Source organism: Glaesserella parasuis (assembly GCF_017352235.1).
Lineage (GTDB): Bacteria > Pseudomonadota > Gammaproteobacteria > Enterobacterales > Pasteurellaceae > Glaesserella > Glaesserella parasuis.
Genome location: NZ_CP071487.1, coordinates 1746127 through 1769988, shown reverse-complemented (window position 1 = coordinate 1769988; position 23862 = coordinate 1746127). Strand labels below are relative to the sequence as shown.

General features: G+C 37.5%; 28 protein-coding genes. 27 read left to right on the top strand and 1 reads right to left on the bottom strand.

Annotated elements, in window-relative coordinates; translation table 11 throughout:
- Nucleotides 1-114: 114 nt before the first annotated feature.
- The 15 genes from J1G47_RS09050 (at nucleotide 115) to traD (ending at nucleotide 13401) form a co-directional block, all read left to right on the top strand.
- Nucleotides 115-855: a PFL_4669 family integrating conjugative element protein gene (locus J1G47_RS09050; protein ID WP_021112564.1), complete on the top strand. Its 741-nt coding sequence runs from the start codon at nucleotides 115-117 to the stop codon at nucleotides 853-855.
- A 4-nt stretch (nucleotides 856-859) separates the two neighbouring features.
- Nucleotides 860-1339 carry a DUF3158 family protein gene (locus J1G47_RS09045; RefSeq protein WP_021112594.1) on the top strand — a complete coding sequence of 160 codons (480 nt, stop codon included), beginning with the start codon at nucleotides 860-862 and terminating at the stop codon, nucleotides 1337-1339.
- 312 nt (nucleotides 1340-1651) lie between these two features.
- A complete protein-coding gene (gene ssb, locus J1G47_RS09040; RefSeq protein ID WP_021112584.1) occupies nucleotides 1652-2140 on the top strand; it encodes a single-stranded DNA-binding protein in 489 nt (162 codons plus the stop codon).
- A 96-nt stretch (nucleotides 2141-2236) separates the two neighbouring features.
- A complete protein-coding gene (locus J1G47_RS09035; RefSeq protein ID WP_021112590.1) occupies nucleotides 2237-2716 on the top strand; it encodes a hypothetical protein in 480 nt (159 codons plus the stop codon).
- Nucleotides 2717-2945: 229 nt separating this feature from the next.
- On the top strand, nucleotides 2946-4973 hold the full coding sequence (locus J1G47_RS09030; RefSeq protein ID WP_021112534.1) for a DNA topoisomerase III: 2028 nt from the start codon (nucleotides 2946-2948) through the stop codon (nucleotides 4971-4973).
- A gap of 856 nt (nucleotides 4974-5829) precedes the next feature.
- The gene (locus J1G47_RS09025; protein WP_021112535.1) at nucleotides 5830-6267 is read left to right on the top strand and encodes an STY4534 family ICE replication protein; all 438 of its coding nucleotides are present in this window, start codon (nucleotides 5830-5832) and stop codon (nucleotides 6265-6267) included.
- Nucleotides 6268-6315: 48 nt separating this feature from the next.
- Nucleotides 6316-6642: a hypothetical protein gene (locus J1G47_RS09020; RefSeq protein ID WP_075605528.1), complete on the top strand. Its 327-nt coding sequence runs from the start codon at nucleotides 6316-6318 to the stop codon at nucleotides 6640-6642.
- A 98-nt stretch (nucleotides 6643-6740) separates the two neighbouring features.
- Nucleotides 6741-7070 carry a hypothetical protein gene (locus J1G47_RS09015; protein WP_021112552.1) on the top strand — a complete coding sequence of 110 codons (330 nt, stop codon included), beginning with the start codon at nucleotides 6741-6743 and terminating at the stop codon, nucleotides 7068-7070.
- A gap of 79 nt (nucleotides 7071-7149) precedes the next feature.
- Entirely contained in the window at nucleotides 7150-7797 is a 648-nt protein-coding gene (locus J1G47_RS09010) for a DUF3560 domain-containing protein (protein ID WP_021112518.1), read from the top strand.
- Between the two features lie 74 nt (nucleotides 7798-7871).
- Nucleotides 7872-8357 (top strand): RadC family protein, encoded by a 486-nt coding sequence (gene radC / locus J1G47_RS09005; protein WP_021112539.1) that lies wholly within the window; start codon nucleotides 7872-7874, stop codon nucleotides 8355-8357.
- Between the two features lie 151 nt (nucleotides 8358-8508).
- Nucleotides 8509-9177 (top strand): PFGI-1 class ICE element type IV pilus protein PilL2, encoded by a 669-nt coding sequence (gene pilL2, locus J1G47_RS09000; RefSeq protein WP_042906592.1) that lies wholly within the window; start codon nucleotides 8509-8511, stop codon nucleotides 9175-9177.
- 93 nt (nucleotides 9178-9270) lie between these two features.
- Entirely contained in the window at nucleotides 9271-10023 is a 753-nt protein-coding gene (locus J1G47_RS08995) for a TIGR03759 family integrating conjugative element protein (protein ID WP_021112582.1), read from the top strand.
- Nucleotides 10002-10727 (top strand): murein transglycosylase, encoded by a 726-nt coding sequence (locus J1G47_RS08990; RefSeq protein ID WP_021112547.1) that lies wholly within the window; start codon nucleotides 10002-10004, stop codon nucleotides 10725-10727. Before J1G47_RS08995 ends, J1G47_RS08990 begins: the two co-directional genes overlap by 22 nt.
- Complete coding sequence (locus tag J1G47_RS08985) at nucleotides 10724-11233, top strand: integrating conjugative element protein (RefSeq protein ID WP_021112528.1); 510 nt, start codon at nucleotides 10724-10726, stop codon at nucleotides 11231-11233. The genes J1G47_RS08990 and J1G47_RS08985 overlap by 4 nt, the downstream gene beginning before the upstream one ends.
- Nucleotides 11230-13401, top strand: a complete 2172-nt coding sequence (traD, locus tag J1G47_RS08980) for a type IV conjugative transfer system coupling protein TraD (RefSeq protein WP_021112508.1) — start codon at nucleotides 11230-11232, stop codon at nucleotides 13399-13401. Before J1G47_RS08985 ends, traD begins: the two co-directional genes overlap by 4 nt.
- 121 nt (nucleotides 13402-13522) lie before the next feature.
- Here traD and J1G47_RS08975 read toward each other — a convergent pair whose 3' ends face one another.
- Nucleotides 13523-14731, bottom strand: a complete 1209-nt coding sequence (locus tag J1G47_RS08975; RefSeq protein WP_016527735.1) for an IS256 family transposase — start codon at nucleotides 14729-14731, stop codon at nucleotides 13523-13525.
- A gap of 12 nt (nucleotides 14732-14743) precedes the next feature.
- Between J1G47_RS08975 and J1G47_RS08970 the strand changes: the two genes are divergently transcribed.
- The 12 genes from J1G47_RS08970 (at nucleotide 14744) to J1G47_RS08915 (ending at nucleotide 23838) form a co-directional block, all read left to right on the top strand.
- A complete protein-coding gene (locus tag J1G47_RS08970) occupies nucleotides 14744-15031 on the top strand; it encodes a hypothetical protein (RefSeq protein ID WP_207326585.1) in 288 nt (95 codons plus the stop codon).
- On the top strand, nucleotides 15031-15726 hold the full coding sequence (locus tag J1G47_RS08965) for a TIGR03747 family integrating conjugative element membrane protein (RefSeq protein ID WP_021112543.1): 696 nt from the start codon (nucleotides 15031-15033) through the stop codon (nucleotides 15724-15726). Before J1G47_RS08970 ends, J1G47_RS08965 begins: the two co-directional genes overlap by 1 nt.
- A 160-nt stretch (nucleotides 15727-15886) precedes the next feature.
- Nucleotides 15887-16210, top strand: a complete 324-nt coding sequence (locus J1G47_RS08960) for an integrative conjugative element protein, RAQPRD family (protein WP_021112558.1) — start codon at nucleotides 15887-15889, stop codon at nucleotides 16208-16210.
- On the top strand, nucleotides 16207-16440 hold the full coding sequence (locus J1G47_RS12225) for a DUF3262 family protein (protein ID WP_042905578.1): 234 nt from the start codon (nucleotides 16207-16209) through the stop codon (nucleotides 16438-16440). Before J1G47_RS08960 ends, J1G47_RS12225 begins: the two co-directional genes overlap by 4 nt.
- A 29-nt stretch (nucleotides 16441-16469) precedes the next feature.
- Nucleotides 16470-16844: a TIGR03745 family integrating conjugative element membrane protein gene (locus J1G47_RS08950; RefSeq protein ID WP_021112521.1), complete on the top strand. Its 375-nt coding sequence runs from the start codon at nucleotides 16470-16472 to the stop codon at nucleotides 16842-16844.
- A 10-nt stretch (nucleotides 16845-16854) separates the two neighbouring features.
- Nucleotides 16855-17229, top strand: a complete 375-nt coding sequence (locus tag J1G47_RS08945) for a TIGR03750 family conjugal transfer protein (RefSeq protein WP_021112591.1) — start codon at nucleotides 16855-16857, stop codon at nucleotides 17227-17229.
- Nucleotides 17226-17864, top strand: coding sequence for a PFL_4703 family integrating conjugative element protein (locus J1G47_RS08940; RefSeq protein ID WP_021112553.1), 639 nt, complete (start codon nucleotides 17226-17228; stop codon nucleotides 17862-17864). Before J1G47_RS08945 ends, J1G47_RS08940 begins: the two co-directional genes overlap by 4 nt.
- A 19-nt stretch (nucleotides 17865-17883) precedes the next feature.
- Complete coding sequence (locus J1G47_RS08935; RefSeq protein WP_042905584.1) at nucleotides 17884-18726, top strand: TIGR03749 family integrating conjugative element protein; 843 nt, start codon at nucleotides 17884-17886, stop codon at nucleotides 18724-18726.
- 9 nt (nucleotides 18727-18735) lie between these two features.
- A complete protein-coding gene (locus J1G47_RS08930) occupies nucleotides 18736-20175 on the top strand; it encodes a TIGR03752 family integrating conjugative element protein (RefSeq protein WP_021112571.1) in 1440 nt (479 codons plus the stop codon).
- 10 nt (nucleotides 20176-20185) lie between these two features.
- Nucleotides 20186-20593 (top strand): TIGR03751 family conjugal transfer lipoprotein, encoded by a 408-nt coding sequence (locus tag J1G47_RS08925; RefSeq protein WP_021112563.1) that lies wholly within the window; start codon nucleotides 20186-20188, stop codon nucleotides 20591-20593.
- 18 nt (nucleotides 20594-20611) lie between these two features.
- Nucleotides 20612-23431 (top strand): conjugative transfer ATPase, encoded by a 2820-nt coding sequence (locus J1G47_RS08920; RefSeq protein WP_021112560.1) that lies wholly within the window; start codon nucleotides 20612-20614, stop codon nucleotides 23429-23431.
- Nucleotides 23428-23838 (top strand): hypothetical protein, encoded by a 411-nt coding sequence (locus tag J1G47_RS08915; protein WP_021112513.1) that lies wholly within the window; start codon nucleotides 23428-23430, stop codon nucleotides 23836-23838. Before J1G47_RS08920 ends, J1G47_RS08915 begins: the two co-directional genes overlap by 4 nt.
- Nucleotides 23839-23862 lie beyond the last annotated feature (24 nt).

Here is a 23862-nt window from a genome sequence, read left to right as displayed (position 1 = left end):
GGTACAAAAAATACACAAAGTGCCGCCCAGGTGGCAGTTGATACAAAAAACATACAAAGTGTCGCCACTGGCGACAGTTGGTGCTATTTTTAATCAAAATAAAAGGGGTAAATTATGACTCAGGAATATAACCATGAATTAGGTGCATTACGTAGTAATATTACGCTCACACTTCATTCTCAATATGCCACTAAAATGTGGTTAGGACGCCCAATTGTTCGAGAGGGCGATAAGATCATTAAACCACAAATCCTTAGCATGCCTGCATGTCTCTCGATTCTTTCTCAAATTCAAAAAGATGCTAGTAACGACGACCCTTACGCAGACTGGTATTTGATAAACTTTGAAGATAAAGTTTTACAATACACTGCTGAAATGAAAAAACTTATCAGTGATCTTGTTGATATTTATGCCGATAATATTCCTGAAGGTATTGATATTTCTCGCTGTGCCAATATTTCACCTGTCACTTATCCTATCTATGTAAACTCTCAATTAGGTTATAAACTAATTTATCTATTATCAGAATTCGATATGCTTGCTCGCTCTGTAATGACAGCATCGCATATTGCTATCATGACCAAAGATCAGGCTCGTGAGTGGCTAGAAACTGGTGCAGGACTTATTCGAAAATGTTTTGGTGTCGTTGATAATTATAAAAATTCAGGGATAACTCGACAGGATGCTCGAGATAATAATGTCCGCTACCAAGAGGCGATAAAACGACTCAGATTTGAATTACCAACAGATATCCTTAGTGGTGAAAAACGAGCTATGTTTGCTCCAAACATTAAAAATCAGCAAGCTGGCTCAGAACTTGATGATGTAACAAGCGATTCAGAAGTAATGGAGTAAATTCATGAATGTGTACAGTCTCATCCCTGAAGATATGTATAAAACGTTGACGCAGAAAACCAACCTGAATGGGTTTATTCGTAGTCTATTCGGTAAGATTGAAAATATAGAAACTTATGAGCTCTTACTTGATGAAGCTCATAAAGTGCGTCAGGGCTTTATTGAACTTCAGCCCACTATGATAAAGGGAATATCAGAGAACCTGATCTCTACATTGCCCCTTCTGTTTATCAAGGATAATGCTAGCCGCTCAGGTGCAAGCTATTTACGATGGCGAAATATCAGTAATTCTAAAAATGGAGAATTTGCTTGGAGAAGTATTATTTTAGATCCTAACCAGCCTGAATCACTAAAGGCATCTTTGGTACAGGCTGAAAAAGAGCGTATTACATTAAATATGCAAATGGCAATTATTGCTCACATTATTCGACAGCTAACAGAGTGTAAAGATAAGCTGAATCAAATTGAACAGTATGTTAAATAATGTATGCAAAGCCTAGAAATATCATGTATGCATAGCCTAGAAATATCATGTATGCATAGCCTGTAATAAAAGGCCTTCAAGGGTAAGGGTGCAAGCCCCCTTACCCTTGACGAGAAAAAGCCTTTGTCTTACGGAGTAATAATGTCGATTGTAAAAACCAGATTTAGTATTGAAGTGGATAATGAATTATCAATCGATCACTAAATTGAGTAAGATAGAAATTCATGGCAAAACAAGTTCAATTAATTGATCTCTTTAAGTGATAAATGTCGTCTAATAAAGCAACTACTTATACTTACAAGGAGAATGACTATGTCTGGCGTGAATAAGGTCACAATTATTGGTAATCTTGGTACAGATCCTGATGTTCGTACTATGCCTAATGGTGATGCTGTAACAACACTCAGTGTTGCTACAAGTGATGTGTGGAATGATAAGAATACGGGGGAACGGAAAGAAGTCACTGAATGGCACCGTATTGTATTATTTCGCCGTCAAGCTGAAGTGGCAGGGCAATACTTACATAAAGGTTCGAAAGTATACATTGAAGGAAAATTGAAAACACGCAAATGGCAAGATCAAAATGGTGTCGATCGCTATACCACAGAAATTTGGGCTTCTGAGTTACAGATGTTAGACAGTAAACCAAGCAATTTTCCACCACCTTTAGGTGAGTCGCAGACAAAATCTCAACAAAAACACTCTCCACAACCTGAACCACCGATGGATAATTTCGATGATGATATTCCATTTTCTCCAATTCACCACGGTTTTAGCAAACATTCTATTTATGTAATTTAACTAACACAACCTTACGTTGGGCCAGCGTAGTAAAACAAGTGGCCACCATAGATATTCATTTAATCTATTCAGGTACTCATTTTTAAGGGGAATTACATGCGTTACATCAAACACAGTTTATGTATTATTTCTATGCTACTAATTTCAAGCTGTGCTGAACTTTCGGAAATTAATAGTAAGGTTGGAGATTGGGCTGGTAACATTAATCAATCTATCAATTCAAATAGACAGGTAACTGAAGACTCTATTACTTCAAAAAGAGATATAGATACACTCTATGTGCGTATTAAGCGAGAAATCGGTTTCGCTACCAAAGAAGAAGCCATGAAATGTAATCCAAATGTTGATATTAGCTGTAAATGGAAAGAAGCTGCTATCACTGAAGGTGGATATGTTCATGAAAGAACGCCTGGTGTCTACTATCGTATGGCTGAAACATTCGGTAATAAAGGTCAATATTATGTAGATGTGACACTAGAAAAAGATGGCAAAGGCACCCAAATATTTTGGAAGGTTCGTGGGAGTAAAAGTTTTGCAGCTGAAATTAAAGCTGATATTCTAAAAGCTATTAAATAAAAAAATTGGATTTACATATAATTCTATTGCTATTAACTATTTTCTGTAAGAATAGAGTTTATAACAACACAGATAGACCCTAGAAAGACCACAACGATCTAACTAGGTTGGCATACTTGGCATCCGAAAGGATGCCGTTTTTTATTTCCCTTTCCCAAACAATTAATAATTGTTCTCTATTTTTTGCATATCTATTATTAAATTCTTCAAGTATTGCAGGAGATATCGTATGAAGCTCTATCTTTGTGAAAAACCTTCTCAGGGAAGAGATCTAGCTAATGTATTAGGCGCCACGGTGAATGGTGATGGACTTTTAACAACACAAGATAAATCTATTGTCGTGACTTGGGGATTCGGTCATTTAGTTGAACTATATCAACCAGAAAATTACGATGAAGCATGGAAACGCTGGTCATTTGAAACTCTCCCGATTATTCCTGTTCAATGGAAAATGTCAGCTAAAAAAGAATCTAAGAAACAATTCAATGTAGTGATTGGACTTATCAAGAAAGCCTCTTCAGTAGTCATTGCCACCGATGCGGACCGAGAAGGTGAAATGATTGCTCGTGAACTACTTGATTTAGCAGGATACCGTGGGCAAATTCAGCGTTGCTGGCTATCTGCTCTTGATGATGCCAGTATTCGCAAGGCATTACAATCTCTCAAACTAGGCAAAGAGACAGAGTCTCTCTATTATGCAGGCATGGGACGTAGTCGTTCAGATTGGTTAATTGGTATGAATTTTTCTCGTTTGTTTACTTTGATGGCTCAGTCAAAGGGATATTCAGGAAAACCACTGAGTGTTGGGCGAGTACAAAGCCCTACGCTCGCACTTGTAGTAAATCGTGACAGAGAAATTGCAAATTTTGTACCTAAATCACATTATGCGTTATCCGTTCAGTTGGCAACTTCTACTGGTGAAAAATTTATCGCTGGACTTTCAGTACCTGAGCAATATTTAGATGAATCAGGACTTTGTCTTGATAGTCGTGTCATACAACAAGCTGAGACCCAAATTAAGCAAGCAGGTACAGCTAAGGTCGTTTCTGTCGAAACCAAGCGAGAGAAAAAAGCCCCACCATTGCTCTATGCTTTAAGTGATTTACAGGGAGAATGTAACCGTTTGTTTGGTTTTGGTGCACAGCAAGTCTTAGATATTGCACAATCCTTATATGAAATACATAAAATTACGACATATCCTCGCTCTGATTGTGGCTATCTCCCAGAATCACAATTTACAGATGCCCCTATGGTGATTCGTGCATTAGTCAGCTCAGATGCCCATTTGCAAAATTTATTGCCACGTCTAAATATACAACAAAAAAGTAGAGCTTGGGATGATAAAAAAATCACTGCTCACCACGGTATTATCCCAACTATCAAAAAAGCTGATCTTAGCAAACTAAATGATGATGAAATGAAAGTCTATGATCTAATTCGCCGTCGTTATTTGGCTCAGTTCTTACCTCATTTAGAAACAGATAAAACTATCGTCACACTCCAGTCTGCTGGGCACACATTGATTGCGAGAGGGAATGTCATTGTTACTCCAGGATGGCGTATCTTATTTGGTCAACATGCTGATGAAGAAGATGGAGGAGACGACAAACAGGGACTTCCTGTATTAAATACTCATCAGCAGTGCCAAGTGACTCAAACTGATATTCGAACTCTGCGAACTAAACCTCCCGCTCACTATACTGAAGGTACATTGCTTGAAGCAATGAAAAATGCCGCTCGCTTTGTTACCGATCCACGGCTAAAACAACGATTGCGGGAAACAGAAGGGCTTGGGACAGAAGCTACAAGAGCAGGACTAATTCAAGGTTTGATCGACAAAGGTTTTTTACTTAAAAAGAAAAAATCTCTTCTCGCTTCTGCCGAAGCTGTGGCTCTTATTGATAGCTTACCTGATTTATTGAAAAACCCTGGTTTAACCGCACTATGGGAACAAGCTCTTAACCAAATAGCAGAAGGTTCTTTGACCCTCACTGAGTTCATGAAAAAGCAGGAAGATTTTATTCGTCATTTAATGAAGGTCTGTTTATCTCAAGGTATGAATATGGGTAATGTTGAAATCAAAAAATGCCCTAAATGCGGTTCTCCAATGACTAAACGTAACGGTAAGAATGGACTTTTTTGGGGTTGTACAAAATACCCATCTTGTGATGGCATTGAAAATATTGGGACAGTAAAGAAAAAGCGCAAATTTACAACGAAAAAGGACGATCAGTTTCGGGGAAAAGTCTTAAGCTAAACCCAAATAGATCTTTGCTCTTTAGCGTGCTAAAATTCAAACGATATATCCGTTTTGGTCATTTGTCGGTATCAAATGACAATCCAAAATACTCTCGGCACTCTGAAAGAGAGTTATAAGTTCGCTTATGAGTGTTTATTTTACTTAGGCTTTCGCTATCTCTACGTTATTTGTTGCAAAGACAAAAATGGATTTTGACAAAATCTATTTCTGTCTTTGCAGCAATGCACATTTATCTTAACCAGTGCCCACTGGTGAAAAAATGGGTGCCCTTTGTGCCATTTGGTGCGTGTTATGCCGATAAAAGACCACATCGTTATCGGATAGTGTAGATGCAAATAGTAATGTCTTGACGAGAACAGATGCTATTTATTAGTCTGTATTATATGGTCAAATTTATCTGGATTTTAGTCTTTGTATGTAATCATTGATTTTTAATCTTATCCTAATCAAAGCCCTAGAAGTAAAATTCTAGGGTTTTTATTTTCTCTCTTGTGTATCGGATTAAATATCTAAATTCAATATTCAATTTATTGTTTAATAAAAACATACTTAGGTTTATGTTTATCAGCATTAAGCAGCTATCGTTGATAGCACTTAGTAAGTCGCATAGTTCCTGAAAAGCGACGCTCTATCGTGTATAGATGAACTAAAACTCCCAAATATCGCTCAGCATTCTGAAAAGCGATTCTGCTTTTGATGAACTTTGTTCCATTATGCAGGAATGTCTCTTTAACCATATTCTTCCATAAGAAAAATCTCTTGTGGTCCCAAACAATTAACCCTAGCGGGGAACATTTTTCCCGTGTTGGGCAAGGATGTTTCTCCGCTTTTTTTACATTTGGAGAAACAAACTATGACTACTCAAACTTCTACTCAAAAAGCTAGCTACTTTAACTTACACACTTCTGGTATTGGTTATATTAACGATATTCGTATCGTAAAACCAAAAAAAGGAAATGAATTTGTAGCTTGCCGTATCGCTGCATTAGTTGGCTCATCTGACGAACCTGAATATCGTTATTTCGATATGAATGTCGTTGGCGCTGAAACTGAAAAACTTATCAGACGTTGCCAAGAAGCTGTAGAGGCGAAAAAGAAAGTGCTTATTTCGTTCGTAATGGCAGATCTCTGGGTCGATACGTTCACTTACACAAGTGATAGTAAATACCATAAAAAAGGCGATACTGGTACGACCTTAAAAGGTCGCTTGATTCGCATTAAGATGCTTAAAATTGATGGCGAATTGAAATACCAAGAGCCTAAACGAGATACAGATGAATCAAATGCTTAACCTATAAAGCCCAACGACTGTTGGGCTTTGTTCAACTAGGAGTTTACCATGTTTATTACCAACTTTTATTCTAAACCTTTTCCGCTCGTAGAGATATATGACCGTATTCGTGCGGATGTTCTAGTGCAACGCATTACCGATAGTGTGTATCAATCAATGGTTTTAGAACAATGGTTTTATAACGTTTTATTACGATTAAGTGATTATGCTTATCGTCTAAACAATGAAGAAAGGCAATGTTTTATCTCGGCAACATTAAAGCAAGGATTTGATCTTTCTATCTCATCTATTGCTAATGCCAGATTAAAATCGGATGAAGCAGTCAGTGAGGCTTATAGTGCTTTATATGACGATGATTACGATGATGACGATTAGACAACTTTCTTTACTTTTATAAATCCGATTACATATTCACCCACTGGGGAACATTACCCGAGCGGGTGTGTTTCCCCTTTTTATTTAGGAGAAACACTATGTCATTTTTCAATATACCACTTAATTGCTCGCCCAAATGTGCTGCTTGGGAAGATATCCTTTTACATTATAGTGATTGGGTTAATGATGATGAAGTATGGGAATTTGCTCGAGAAAGTAAAAAGCTTCCTGTTCTAGGTAACTTCTACCAACATTTAGTACTTGAGCGAATAATTTCACATTTCTGTGATGAAACAGGCTTAGAAATAGATGATTTAAACATCTTCTTTTGGATCAATTCGATTGATACTCATCTTGTGATCAATGATTGGGACATTTGTACCGTCGATGATTATTGGAACTGTGTCAAACAAAATCGAATTCACTAAATTTTACACTAACAACCCTTGAAGGGAAATACACTCCCTTTGGGAATCGTATTTTCCTTCATTTTTTGAGGAATATACGATGACTACTAACACTTATACTAAATTTGCACCTAATGTTTTTATTGCTAAATGTCCTGATGCTCACGCTAAAGGTGAATGCATTGTACTTACCAGCAAATACGGCAATGAAACAGAGGTTGAAATACATAATCTTGTCAAACAACAAGATGGGTTTTACTTCTATTCATTTGTTCGTTGTGATGGCTTAAATAGCCAATCTCGTGCAGCGACGAAAGCCGAACGCTATCAAGGATATGCGGATAGTGCAATGGTGCGTAGCGAGAAATATTGTGAAGCAGCTAATGAGGGACGTGAATTTCTTCGTTTAGGTGAGCCAATTAAAATTGGACATCATAGTGAGAAACGACACAGAGCTTTAATTGATCGCAATGCTCGTAGAATGGATAAGGCCGTTGAAGAGATGAAAAAAGCCGAAAGTTATGACGGCAAAATTGCTTATTGGGAATCCATGGCTGAGAAAATTGATTTATCAATGCCAGAAAGTCTTGAATACTTTACGGCCAAATTGGCGCAAGCCAAAGAGACGCATAAAGAATTGAAAGACAACCCAGAAAAACGCTCTCACGCCTATTCACTTACTTACGCTAAAAAATCAGTCAATGAATTAGAGCAAAAAGTGAAACTAGCCCAAATTCTTTGGGGTTAAATTAACATTCTTTACCCACTAGGAAATACATTTCCTAGTGGGATGTATTTCCCTTTTATTTAGGAGAATACATAATGAACGCATTATTATCTTATGAACAGCAACAAAAATTAGAGCAAGCCAAAATGCTATATGAAAGTGTTTTACAGGAAACGGCTGCGATTTATCCTAACGATAAATCTGCGACCATGTCAGACCCTTGCATCCCAGCGTTAATGTTAAAAGCTCTGATTGGTTTTGAAGAGCGAGAAGTCTTTGCAACGATCTTTTTAGATAATCAGAATCGTGAAATTAAGACTGAAAAGTTGTTTTTTGGTACGATTAATGAATCTAGTGTCTATGTGAGAGAAATTATCAAAATGGCCTTATTATGTAATGCTGCTGCGATTATTATTTCTCATAATCATCCATCAGGTATGATAAAACCAAGCAATGCTGATCATATGATCACACGCAAGATATCAGAAGCCTGTTGTTTGATGGACATCCGTTTACTCGATCACATTATCGTATCTAGACAAGATTTTTACTCTTTTGTTGAATCTGGCGATTTGTCTTAACTATAATATCTATACCTATTCATGTAGGTATAGATATCCTAATTCAAAACCGAATTAAAATTGTTGAAATTTTAATTCGGTTTTTTTCTTAATAAAAGCAACGATTTTTTGCATAGTATTCTTTAGTCACTTATTACTAAAGGAGCACGCTATGAAAACATCTACACTATTATTGTCAATTCTCAGTGCCTTTATTGTCACAGGGTGTGCAAAACAGACAAACTCATCTAATCAAAATAATTCTTCCCCAAATGATGTAATTGCGCCAGGCATTCCGATTCCTGAAAACCAATTGGCTGTAGATGTGAATTCATCATCCCCAACGTCTTTAAATCCTAACCCTGCACCTATTGAAGTAGCAAGAACTGTATCTGAGGATATTTATACTTCTAACTTTGAGCAATACCCTGAAGTAGTACGTTATGGACGATATACCCTTGTCAGTAGCTCACCTGTCGGTGGACAAAAATATCTTCTTGAGCAAGTAGTTAATATTGATATGATCGGTAAAAAGAAAAAAGTCTATTATAATTTGACCGTTGAACAAGGAATTTGGAATACGCTAAAAGATACAGGATATACTCTCTGTTCTATTTCTAGCCCTGAAGTAAGAAGCCTCTTTAATCATCAACTTCCTAAAGTACATTATCAATTTGGTCCAATGAAATTACGAGATGCGTTACAGATGTTAGCAGGTGAAGCATATGAATTAACAGTTCATGATACTTTACGACAAATATGTTACGAAAGACGAGCCTCCATACCTAAACCAATAGAGCCGAAAGTACAAATTGAAGCTATCGTTCCTGAGGACTACTAATTAACTGTTTTAAACTTCAATAGAATTTTTTCTTATACTCACTTTTCTTTTTTGGCATAGTCACTTCAACTTACTATCAATATTGGAGTGACTATGAAATTTCATATTACCACTTTATTTGTACTATTTGGTACAGTTCTAAGCACATCCTTCTCATTCGCAAATCAAACCTCTGTAACAAATACCATCTCTCAAGCCCAGTCGACACAACAAAGTGTGGAGAAAAGTCTCAATATTCAGCATTCACAAAGCTCAGAAAATAAATGGACTGAATGGGGATTGACGCAAACAGAATGGCTAAGATATGAAGAACTCAAAAAAGGGGCTCGTGGAATTTGGTCTCCAAATCTAGATCCCCTCACTATGCTAGGTGTTGAGGCCCGTAGTGACAATGAAAGAAAACATTATGCCGAACTATTGGCTAAAAAAGAGTATCAAAGAGTGGAAAAGGAGTTTGCCTTCCAAATAGCATATAATCAAGTTTTTGAAAGATTATATCCTAATCAACTTCCTTTCCGAATGGATGACTCAGGACAACCTACCTCTGCAATTAACCGAGTTATTTATTTCACCCGAACAGACTGCGAGCCTTGCATTGATAACTTAAAACGTTTACAGGAATATATTCAAAATTATCCTCTTGATATTTACGTTGTAGATAGTATGCAAAATGATGAAACAATACGAAATTGGGCATTGAAGAATAATATTGATATTGCAAAAGTAAGAGCTCGACAAATCACGTTAAATCACGACAGTGGATACTGGCTAAAATATGCAAAAGGAAAAATGCCTGCAGCATTTAAAATCAAAGGAGATGGGGAATGGCAGTCGCTCGTCTATTAATATACTTACCATTACTAATGATACCAGCATCAATTGCTAAACCATTCTATGGTTTTGGTAAAGAGATTGATATCTACATTAAAGAATCCTCTCAACGCTATCAAGTCAATGAAAAAATGTTACGTGGCTTGGTTAAAATTGAAGATGGATGGTATGGCAAAAGATCTCCAACAGGTGCTCTTGGAGTCGGTCAGTTTACTGTTGGAACATGGAATTGGCTTGCTTCAATGCCTGAAGGAAAGGCAATTGGTATGAGTGTTATTACAAGTAAAAATAGAGGGACACATAAAGATCCTCGCCATAATAAGTATATCAATACACTTGCGACAGGGCTTCTCGCTCGTTGGCATACAGAACAATTTAATCAACGTGGTATAAAAGTAACAGATGCTAATTTATATATGGCTCATAATATAGGCTTGGACGGATATCACCGAGCTTTACTTGGTAAGTCAACAAAAGACGATATTCGTAATATGAAACTAAATGGTATGACGAGAAACATGAGTGTACGAGATTTTATTATTTATCAAAAAAGTCGTTACTATCAGCATGCACTCATTGCAAATAACATTCCAATAAATAATCTACCTATTACACAGAATACAAAAAGTCGTATATCTAAATCAAAGAATGATTTACCTTCAATAAGATGGATTGAACCAACAACCGCTAATAAAATTATTTGGATAAACCCATTATGATGAAATATAAGCTCTCTTTTTATTCGCTGTTTTTCTTTATTCCTTCTCTCGTATCTGCAGAATTAAATATCATTGCTGATTTCGGTGGAGAAAGCGCTGTTCGATTTTATGAACCGATACAGCCTGTACATACAGAGGATGCACCAATACATCCAAATGCGGTTCCCGCTCAACTTTCAGAAGAACAGTTACTACCAGTGATTTCTCATAAATGGTCTATAGGTACGGTACAAACGAGAAAATTTAATCTGCCTGGTGCTCTACCAATATTCTTAATTGGCTATGATGTATCATCCCAAAGTTGGCTAGAAAAAAATAAACAAAAATTGATTGAGTTAAATGCCACGGGATTAGTAATAAATGTGCAAACGGTTAGTCAAATGCAAGAATTGAGAGCGATTGTGCCAACATTAACTCTGATACCTTCACCCGCAGACACCCTCGCAGAAAGGCTAGGTATATCACATTACCCACTTTTAATTACATCAGAAGGAGCATCGCAATGAGTAATAAATTTCTAGTAGAATCATTGCTTCGACCGCCTGTTGAGTTTTATACATCTGCTGTTTGTGGAGCTTCGGCGGCTCTCTGTGCGATTGCCCCTTGGACAGTGGCTTTAACTCCAAGTATTGGGTATGGGCTTTCTGCAGGCTTTACTGTACTAGGTATAAAACGAGCTCTTGAAGGCTGGAAAGTTGTCAAATACCATAGAAATCTTAAGCGTTTACCGAGATATGCTATGTCTAGTAAGGAAATCCCTGTTATGAAAAAACATTTATTTTTAGGGCTAGGATTTCGATGGACACAAAAACATACTCAACGATTGCATGATTGCTTTCAAGCAAATGGAGAAAAATATTTAGCCCCATCAAAATGTTATACCTTTGTGAAAGAGTTTGAGAAAAAACATGAAGAAAGCTTCATCACCAAGTTAACTTCCAAAGATAGTCCCTTTAACCCATTTAGACCCTTGCCACCAGTAGAGGGGATTCCTGCTATTCATGGTATTGAGTTAAATGAGGTAAATGTAACTATCCCTCTCGCTAGTCGTGTAGGACATATGTTAGTGTTAGGAACCACTCGTGTAGGAAAAACTCGATTAGCTGAATTATTGGTTACTCAAGACATTCATCGTGGAAAAACCTTTAATGAGCGTGAAGTTGTCATTTTCTTTGATCCTAAAGGTGATGCTGACATTTTAAAACGTATGTATGCTGAAGCTAAACGAGCTGGTCGAGAGAATGAATTCTATGTATTTCATTTAGGTTGGCCCGATATTTCAGCACGTTATAATGCGGTTGGTCGTTTCAACAAAATTACGGAAGTTGCCTCTCGTATTTCTGGTCAACTAAGTGGGGCTGGGAATTCTGCCGCATTCAAAGAATTTGCATGGCGTTTCGTAAATATCATTGCTAGAGCTCTCGTTGAGCTTGGTAGACGTCCTGATTATGAACAAATTGCAAAATTTGTACGTAGTATTGATTCGTTATTCTTGGATTACGCAAAATTTTATTTTGATCAACGAGATAAAAATATCTGGTTAGCAATTGCTGAAGTAGCTGCAAATATAGATCAAAAAAATTTATCTCTGGCAATGCGTGGTCGTAGTGAAATGGTAGTCGCTGTTGACCAATACATTCGGGATAACAAGATATTCGATCCTGTTTTAGATGGATTATGCAGTGCTGTGCGGTACGATAAAACGTACTTTGATAAAATTGTCGCTTCATTACTTCCGTTACTTGAAAAACTAACATCAGGTAAAGTAGCCGAATTACTCTCCCCAGACTATTCTAATATCTCGGATACACGCCCTATATTTGACTGGGAAGAGATTATTCGTAAACGTGGTATTGTCTACATAGGATTAGATGCATTATCTGATTTGACGGTTGCATCTGCAGTTGGAAATTCTATGTTTGCAGATCTTGTTTCAATGGCTGGTCATATCTATAAATTTGGTATTAATGAAGGGCTTCCACAATCTCTCACTCATAAAAATAGTAAGATTGCTATCAATGTACATTGCGATGAATTTAATGAGTTGATTGGTGATGAATTTATTCCATTAATCAATAAAGGCGGTGGTGCTGGCGTTCAAGTAACTGCATATACTCAAACTATTTCTGATATTAAAGCAAGAACAGGAGATGCATCTAAAGCAGGACAAATAGTTGGAAACTTCAACTCACTTGTGATGTTAAGAGTTAAAGAACAAGCAACAGCAGAAGTACTCACCAAGAATTTACATGAAGTTACTGTACTAGAAGTCATGGCATTATCTAGTACTACGGATAGTTCAGATCCTGGCTCAGATAAACATTTTGGTTCGAATACAGGCGATCGTGTTACACAGAAACAGAAGCCAATGTTATCTGCAGCAGATATTACGAATCTACCTAAAGGACAAGCTTTTGCTTTAATTGAAGGTAGCCAACTATGGAAAATACGTATGCCGTTACCCGTAGAAGATAAAGATGATCTAATGCCTAAAGATCTTCAGCAATTAGCAAAATATATGCAAGACAATTACCAAACCACTGAAACATGGTGGGAAGGTGTGAATAGCTACCAACCTAATTCTGATGCTGTCGCAGCGTTTGAAAACCTTAGTAAAACTTTATTCCCAGAAGAGAAAAACAATGAAAACACATTTAGAAGTATTGATAACTGATATTCCTGATCGCTTTATTGATTTAGAGAGCCCTAATTTTCTTTGTTCTAGTGCAGGGAAGTTTGATCAAGAGCGTTTAGATTGACCCTATCCCAAATTCTGTGTAAACACCCATTTCAACTTAACGGTGATCGTCTAAGCGATCACCAAAATCAATCATAAATCGATTCATCGCCAGTTTCCAGTTCTGAATCGGCATTGTCCATTTTTTTGATGCATCTTTAATCGCAAGCCAAATCACTTTGAAAACTGAATCATCCGTCGGGAATACATTTCGTTTTTTAATCACGCGACGAATCACGCTATTAAGCGATTCCACAGCATTCGTGGTATAAATCGCTTTACGAATATCAGCCGGATAATCAAAAAATGTGGCAATATTTGCCCAGTTATCTTCCCAGCCTTTCGCCACAAGCGGGTATTTTGCCTGCCATTTTTGCGAAAGTGCGGTCAGATTTTCGCGAGCTTGTGCTTCCGTCGGGGCCTGATAAACCTGCTTTAAATCTGCGGTGACGGCTTTGTAATCTTTCCACGAAACGAATTTCAAGCTGTTACGCACTAAATGCACAATGCAAAGCTGAATTTTCGTTTTAGGATAGACTGCATTGATGGCTTCCGGGAAGCCTTTTAAACCGTCTACACAGGCAATAAAAATGTCTTTTAAGCCTCGATTTTGAAGCTCTGTCAGCACATTCGCCCAGAACTTCGCACCTTCATTTTCAGCAATCCAAAGCCCCAATAACTCTTTATGTCCTTCAAGATTCACACCCAAGGCAACAAACACGGATTTGTTGATAATTCGTCCATCTTGGCGTACTTTCACTACGATACAATCTAGGTAAACAATTGGATAAACCGCATCAAGTGGGCGATTTTGCCATTCCATTACGCGTTCTTTCACGGCGTCGGTAACGCGAGAAATCAGGCTGCTTGACACATCCGCATCATAGAGTTCTTTGAACATTTCAACGATTTCCTGATTACTTAACCCTTTGGAATATAAGGCAATAATCTGCTCATCCATTCCTGTGATGCGGGTTTGGTTTTTCTTGATAAGTTGCGGTTCAAAGGTGCCGTCACGGTCACGAGGCGTCTCAATTTCTATCTCACCTTCATCACAAATGACGGTCTTAGATGTGTAACCGTTACGTGCATTTTTACCTTTTCTAGGCTGATGTTTTTCATAACCAAGATGGTCGGTCAGTTCACCATTTAACGCAGCCTCGACGGTGATTTTCTTGAGCATCCGTGAAAATTGATTGAGGTCTTCTGGTGTTTTTAGGTTTTTGGCAAATTCCGCTGCCAAGGCGTGAAGTTGTTTTTCGTTCATAATAAAATACCTGTGTCTGAATGTATTATCTCAGAAACAGGTATTTACACAAATTGTGGGAGAGGCTCTTTAGATTTTTTTGCCAAAACCATTTTTCCATATTGGCATGACAATCAATGCTCTTTGCATCGACTATCTGATTATTTGAATTCATTTGATATTGAAATGTGGACAGCTCCTGATGTAGGTAAAGCAACCAATTCTAATAACGAATTCTGTTTTTGGCTTCGATTTAATAAGAAATATCCAGGTGAGATTTTAGTTCAATGTGAAATTTTGTCTCAAAGTAAGGTGCACTAATGACAGAAAATCAACAATCAACCCCTCAACAGGTGGTTCAAAAACAACCTAATTTTCTCTGTACGATCACCAAAACATTAATAGCCTCACTCATCTTAAGTATTATCATAGAATGGCTATGTATTACTTTTGTGTGGCCAGAACAAGGTGCTATGCACAGTAAAAATGTTATGAAAGAAGAATTTGGCTGGTTTTCTGCCCAATTTCAACAAAGTTTACTTTATAGCTATCCAGTCATACTTGCTGAACAAACCATTGTATTTATTCATGAATGGTTATTTATTAAAACAGGTTTACAGACTTGGTTACATAATACCCCACAAGACGCTGGCGTTAGTGCCTATATTTGGTTCTATGCAAGATCGTACATTGAGTCAACTTTATATGTCATTATTATTTTTATTATTCGACTCTTAATTATTATTCTTACTAGCCCATTATTTATATTAGTCGCAATTGTCGGCTTAACTGATGGACTTGTTCAACGAGATTTACGCCGCTTCGGGGTTGGTAGAGAATCGGCATTCAAGTATCACCATGCAAAAAAATCAGTAGCCCCCGTTATGTTTATCGCATGGATCATTTATCTTGCTATACCTATATCTATTCATCCAAATTTAATTCTCATACCCGCAGCTATTCTATTCGGTATTATGATTGCTTTAACTGCATCAAATTTCAAAAAATATCTCTAATTGACACTAGACTTATCATCATAAAACCATCTCCGTTAAAACCATAACCGAGATGGTTTTTTTATAGAAATTGTTTGATTTCCTTGTACAGTTTCACATTACATTATTCACCTATTTTTTGCATTATCTTCTCGCAGTAACTAACAGATGGGAGTTCATAATGCAAAAGCAATTAACCATTTTTCTTCTGATATCTACATTTTTCTCTTTCCCTGTTTATGCCAATGAAAAAGCCGAGCTTGAGCAGGCTATTCGTCAATTAGAGTCAGCTCAACAAGCTTTGTATCGAGCACAAAAACATGCTAGTAACATCCGAGTTAAAGATAGAGTGTATTTTGACTATGCAAAGGCTAAACAAGATATTGCTATTGTTCGTGATGGTATTGATCGTTACATAAATAGTAATCGAGCTCAACCACGTGACCCAAGACAAATCCGAACGTTATCGGGAGAGTATGACAAAGTTAGAGTGAATCAAAAATGAGTAATACTGCTGTAGAAGCTTTTAAGATTGGAGCAAATAGCCCTGTAGGTGAACTCAACTATCTTCTCTTAGGTTTGATTTTTTCGGCCCTATTTCTCATTTTTGCTTACATCATCTTGAAGAATTATGACGCACTTGTGAAAGGTAAAACAACCATTCCCAAGTTCCTAAAATTAATTGTGAGATTTGCCATAGTCATTGTGATTCTCACCTATTTCTTACTGCGTTAGTTAGGTCAATTTTTCATTAAGGATCCATTATGAAAAAATTTATCAAAAGAGCATCTAAATCTCTTAAATCATTTAGAAATCAAGTTATCACCTCCGTATCTTTAACTATCCTAAGCGTTAATGAAGCACTTGCTGATTTACCAAAAATGCAAGCACCTTCTCGTGGTGAAGGTACAGGTATCATGCAAACGATAAAAAATCATGGTTATGATGCTGTTATCCTAGGTGGACTCTTGCTTGGTGCTTATGCATTTATGAAAGTGGCAGGCTCTTTGATCTCTGAATTTGGTGAAGTGCAAGCAGGTCGTAAGAAATGGGGTGATTTAGGGATGCTTGCACTTGTTGGTGCCATTTTACTTGTGGTTATCATTTGGCTAATTACCGAGGCAAGTAAGATTCTATAAGGATATTTGTATGAAAGAAGAAGCATCAACAGAAACAATTGCATTTATTCCAGAACGTCTAAATCGTCGCCCAGCAGTATTTAGAGGGATGACATTTATTGAATTAATTTTAGTGATGTTTATTGGTGCAGTAATTGGTGCTTTATTGGGACTGTTGATGATCCTTCTTTTCCCAGTTGATTGGTATGCAATTCCCATGGGGATGTTAGCAATTGGCTACTTATCAATGCGATTCGGCGGTGCTTATATTTCTCGCCTTAAACGTGGAAAACCTGATACTTGGTTGGAACGCTACATAGAACTCAAAAAGAGTCCGTCACGATTTATTACAACGAATACATACTGGTCTATCAAACGTACACCTAAACAACGGGGTAAAAAATGAGTAAATATAAACATGCACTTACAAGCGAAAGATTTCATATTCAAAGTTTACGGTTAGTTATTCTCATTCTTACAATTATTTCAGGTATTTTTGCTTATGGGTGGTATTCATCTCCTAAATATTTAACTATTCATAATCCACCTGATTTACGCTCTGGCTCTGTAAGAGCATGGTGGGAGGTACCACCATCCACGGTGTACGCATTTTCATTCTATATTTTCCAGCAGTTAAACCGTTGGCCACAAGATGGCGAAGTGGACTATAAGAAAAATATTGAGGCACTTCAAGCCTATTTGACACCACACTGCTACCAATTTTTATTGAGAGATTATGAAAATCGTAACTTATTAGGTGAACTACGAAATCGTGTTCGTGGTGTATATGAGATTCCAGGGCGGGGATTCAGTCAATCAAGAGTAACGATTAATAGCCAAGATGATTGGGATGTTACATTAGACTTAAGTACCGATGAATATTATTTAGATAACCCTGTTAAACGAGTACTTGTTCGCTATCCATTACATATTGTTCGTTACGATCTGAATCCTGAAGCCAACCCTTGGGGGCTTGCTCTTAATTGCTATCGCTCAACACCTAAACGTATTGAAATCAAGGTTGAAGAAGAGAAAAAATAATGGGAGTAATTTTATGACAATCAATAAATCAACATTACTACTAACTACGTTACTGTCACTTCCTGCACAAAGTGAAATTCTTATGCAATGGAATCGAGTTCCACTCCCTATCGATCTGAATGTCAATCAAGAACGCATCGTTTTTGTCGATAAAAATGTTCAAGTAGGTTTACCGTCAGAATTAGATGGTAAATTACGAGTACAAAGTACAGGTGGTGCAGTCTACCTGAAAGCTAACGAAACTTTCGATTTAAACCGTATCCAATTAAGAGATATGGAAACAGGGCAAATTGTCCTACTTGATGTGCGTAGTAAAGCAAATACAGGTAAATTAGAATCCGTCAGAATTATTTTCGATGAATCTGTTTCTAATAATAAGACTGGTATTGCTCAAACAGATATATCTGACCCAGATGTAAGCATGGAAAATCCAGTAAAAAGTCAATTACCTCCCCCAGCAGCACTCACTAGATATGCAGCTCAATCCTTGTATGCCCCATTAAGAACGGTAGAACCTCTCCCTGGTGTACGTAGAATAGCGGCAAAACTACCAAAAAGCCTGCCTACATTGATGCCAAATTTAAGTATTTTAGCTACACCATTAGATAGTTGGGGACTTGATGGATACGTTGTCACCGCAGTAAGACTAAAGAATTTAGCTCCTTACCAAGTTAATCTAGACCCACGGTATTTACAGGGATATTTCTACTCAGCCACTTTTCAGCATAATTGGTTAGGGAAAAAAGGTACGCCAGAAGATACTACTGTAGTTTATTTAGTCACTGAAGGTGCTCCAAATCAAGCCTTTGTACCTAATGTTATTGTGAAAAAAACATCCTCAACATCTACCAAAACTAAATAGGAGATAGATATGAGTACAGTTAAATCAAATGGGTTACTGAAAATTATCGTCCCTATTGTTGTTTTTGCTTTCGCTTTTATCTTATTTGTTACCTATAAAAACAACCAAAATAATCAGGTATCTCAAAATGAAGCCTCTGATGTCGTTTACGATCTCACTGAAACTGAGCAGAAAGAGCTTGGTCTTACTGCGGGAGATACGCCACATGATACCCTGAAAACATTATTGGGTGCAGTTAAAGAAACCAAAGCAGAAGTACAACGAACAAACGAAGAGAATGAGCGTCTTAAAAAAGAAAATCAGGCATTGAAAATTCAGTCTTACGATGTATCTCGTCAAATTGATGATGCTATTCAAACAAAACAACAAGAATTAATGGCTGATTTTGAACGTAGATTTCGTGAAGTAACAGATAGATTCTCAAATCTCTCTAATGACACCCCAAGCTCAAACGATATTCCTATTGGTTTAGGAATGGAAGGGGAATCTCAATTTAATAGTTCTCATTCTAATACGGGTAATGCTTATCCAGATGAAGGAAGCCAATCTGCAGTAAAATGGATTAAGCCATCAGATGTAACATTGACGGATCGTAATGGTAAACCTGTATCCTCAAACTTTACTGGAGAAACTGTTGCAACCTTCCCAAATCCATTTAAAGCATTAGATGACTCAACTCTCGGTCAGGCGGCTGTAGAGCTCCACGGACAACCCAATTCTCGTGAAAAACAGACAAAAAAACCTTTTTATACTTTACCCGCAAATTCTACGCTGATGGGTTCTGTCGCAATGACTGCATTATTGGGACGAGTGCCTATTGATGGAAATGTTACAGATCCTTACCCTTTTAAAGTTGTAATCGGTCGGGAAAACCTTATGGCAAATGGTATTCAGCTTCCTGATGTTGAAGGTGCCATTGTTTCAGGAACTGCAAGTGGAGATTGGACATTGTCTTGCGTAAAAGGAAATGTCGATAGTATTACATTCGTATTTAGTGATGGACGTATTGCCACGCAGGAGAACCAAGGGAGTAACAATGGAAAATCTCTAGGATGGTTATCTAATCCAAATGGATTACCATGTATACCAGGTGAAAGAAAAACAAATGCACCAGAATATTTATCATCTCAATTTTTATTATCCGCAGCAGGAGCAACTGCTCAAAGTATGGCTCAAAGCCAAACTACAACAGTGGTTGATGGTAATTCCGTTGTTGGTGCCGTCACAGGTAGTCAAGGTAAATATATATTAGGGCAAGCGCTCGGAGGCGGTTTAAAAGAAATGGAAAATTGGTTTAGACAACGCTATGGGCAAATGTTTGATGCTATTTATGTCCCACCAGGACAAGCTGTTGCGGTTCATATTTCTCAATCAATTAATATTGATTACGATTCTGCAGCTCGTAAAGTGAAATACCCAAAAAATTCTGGAACTAGCCAAATAGATTAAGGAGATACAGATGAAATTCCCAGTTTTACTGTTAGTTAGCTCATTTATTTTAGCTGGATGTTCTACATCACAAGATGAATTATTACCAACAGGTAGTGAAACAATGCAAGACATTTGGCAACAAAATGGTGGGGGAACACAAAGTGGTCTACAAGAAGCCAGAAATGCACTTCAGTTTGTAAGACCCATTAATAGTAGCTTTTCAAATGCTGCTGAATACACCCATTACACTCGCACAGCTGCAAATGAAGCAACAAATTTATTTCCAAGATTGCCTAATCCTGATCTTGTAATGTATGTATTCCCGCATTTATCTCAAACTGCAGAACCAGTTCCCATCCCAGGCTATACAACTGTATTTCCATTTTACGGACGAGTTCAATATGCCCAACCAGGCGAGCGAACACGTGAATATTAGTCGTAAAGGATAAAAACCATGTTAAATAGATTATTTGGTCGTAAACAACAAGTTTCAGAAAGTACAGAAAATGCACCTGAAGCACCAGTCTCCCAACATGTTGAATTCATTCGACGACAAGGTAATTACACTCAAAAAGAACATTTAGAACAATACAAGCCATCGCTATCCTTTGTGGATAGGCTTCCTTGGGTTGAGTTCTTAGATGAAAATAAAACATTACTTCTTGAAGATGGTCGTTCTGTTGGTGCCGTTTTTGAGATTACTGTGATTGGTACTGAAGGTCGTTCTGCGGAATTTTTGGCTAATGCAAGAACCCAAGTCTGCCATGCAATTCAAGATAGTTTTCCTGAATTAGATATGTCGCCTTGGGTTGTGCAGTTTTATTGCCAAGATGATGAGATGTCCATGGAATATGAAGATATTTTACGTAACTATGTAAAACCTAATGCTCAGGGAACTCAATTTACAGAGCAATGGCTTAACATTATGGGAAAACATTTACGTGATGTATCCAAACCAGGTGGTCTATTCGAAGACAAAGCGGTCACAGGTACACAATGGCGAGGGCAACAACGTCGTACTCGAATGGTCATTTATCGCTACGTTGAAAAACACATTACACTAGATCAAGCACTAGAAGACTTAAATGCAACCTGTGATAGTGTAACGAATGCACTTTTGGGGGCTGGCATTCGAGCTCAGCGTCTGAACGGAAACGCAATTCATCAGTGGCTTTTACGTTGGTTCAACCCTGTACCTGAAGACTATGATAATCCTGAAGAATTCTATAAGGCTTGTCATTACACTATTAAACAGAACAATAATCCTGATGATCTGTATTTAGTGAATGATTTTGCAGAAACGTTACTCGTCAATACACCAAGAACAGAAGGAAGTTATTGGTATTTTGATAATTGTCCACATGAAGTAGTTGTGGTTGATTCCTTACGAAGAGCTCCAGAGGTTGGTCATCTTACAGGGGAAGTCAAACGTGGAGATAATGTTAATAGTTTATTTGACCTATTACCAGAAAATACCATTATGGTTTTAACTGTTGTCGTTTATCCACAAGACCTACTAGAAAACCATATACAGAGTATTAAAGATAGTGCTCTAGGAGAAAATACAGAATCTATTTATGCCAAAAAAGATTGTGATCGAGTTAAAGATATTTTGAAAGACAAACACAAAATGTATCGCTCTTCACTGGCATTTTATCTGCGAGCTAATACCACTGATGAATTACGAAAACGCTCACGCCGTCTACGAACAACCTTACAGTCAACAGGATTAGTTGCAGTTAAAGAAGGTATGGAAATTGCACCACTAAGTAGCTATATTCGATGGTTGCCTATGTGTTTCAATCCCGCAGACGATCGTCATGCACTCTATACTAAATTCAATTTTGTACAGCATATTGCTAACTTATTACCTGTATTTGGACGAGGTATTGGTACTCGTCACCCTGGCATTACCTACTTTAACCGTGGTGGTGCCCCCTTAGATTTTGATCCCTTAAATAAAGATGACCGAGCAAAAAGTGGACATGCACTTATTCTTGGTCCGACTGGAGCGGGTAAATCAGCTACCTTAAACGGAAAAATTGCACAGTTGATGGCAATTCATCGACCTCGATTATTTGTCATTGAAGCGGGAAATTCATTTGGATTAATGTCTGAATATGCAGAACGCTATGGATTAACTGTCAATCGTGTAACTTTGAAGCCTGGTGGGGGTGTTTCACTACCATTATTTGCCGACTGTCATCGACTTGTGGCAGATCCTGAATTATCGAAAACCCAAAGAGAATTATTGAAAGAAATCCAAGGAAATCATGTGGAGGATTCGTCCTCTATTGAAACTGTTGATGAAGAAGAGGGAGATGATCAGCGGGATATATTAGGAGAGATGGAAATTGCCGCTCGTCTAATGATTACTGGTGGAGAGGTTAAGGAAGATGAAAAACTAACCCGACCTGATAAAGCGATGATTCGCAAAGCAATTCTATTGGCTGCTCAAAAAACATATTCACATGGGCGAACAACATTAACTCAGGATATTAGAGACGCTTTTTATGAATTAAGCCAAGATGAATCTCTCCCTGAAGCACGTCGAACACGTGCTTATGAAATGGGTGAAGCTATTGGGATGTTTTGTTTACCTGGTAGTTTTGAAGCAGAACTTTTCAACAGAGAAGGTGAAATCTGGCCCGATGCAGATATTACGCTTGTTGATTTAGCTACGTTGGCAAGAGAAGGCTATGAAGCTCAATTAGCTATTGCTTATATCTCTTTGATTAATCATATCAATTCATTAGGGGAAAAATATCAATTTTCAGGTCGCCCTATTGTCAATATTACGGACGAAGCTCACATCATTACAGTAAATGCAATGTTAGCTCGCTTTTTGACGAAAGCAGGTAAAATGTGGCGTAAGCTAGGTATTTGGCTATGGCTTGCCACACAAAACCTGAAAGACTTCCCTGGCGATGCGTCTAAACTGCTCTCAATGCTAGAGTGGTGGGAATTATTGTGTCTTGAGAAAGATGAAGTAGAACAAGTTGGGCGATTTAAGCAACTAACTCCAGAACAAATTTTCTTAGTTACATCAGTTAAAAAAGAAAACCGAAAATATACAGAAGGTGTCGTGTTATCAAGTAAGATGGAAGCCTTATTCCGAGTCGTGCCACCAAGTTTATACCTTGCACTGGCGATGACTGAACCAGAAGAAAAAGCCGAACGTGCTACGTTGATGCAAAAATATGGTATTTGTGAACTTGATGCAGCAATTAAAGTTGCAGAAAACATTGACAAAGCAAGAGGAATCACACAATGAAAAGAAAAACACTATTTTCTATCTCACCACATGAACCCAGTATTGTGGAATTGAAAAAAATGCTATCCGAACAACAACAAAAACAGGTCGAAGCATTGATTACTTATATTAAACAAAGAGTAGGGACACTTAAATATATTAAAACGCATCCATACCGTGTAACAAATATGAATTATATTCGTCTACGATTAATAGGAATTAAAAATAATCAGGAAGAATCTTTTGATTTAATGATGGTGCTCGCAGGCTATACGGAATTACCTACGCTCGAACAGCCAAACACCTATCGTTTAAATATCAATGTGACTGATACAACAGATGCTTTTTGGTTAGTTGAGTTACTTAAACATGAGTTATCCACACAAACTGTGGATAATCATATAGCAATATCAGATACGGAAAGTTAACAATTTGATTTTACGAGGGTATTT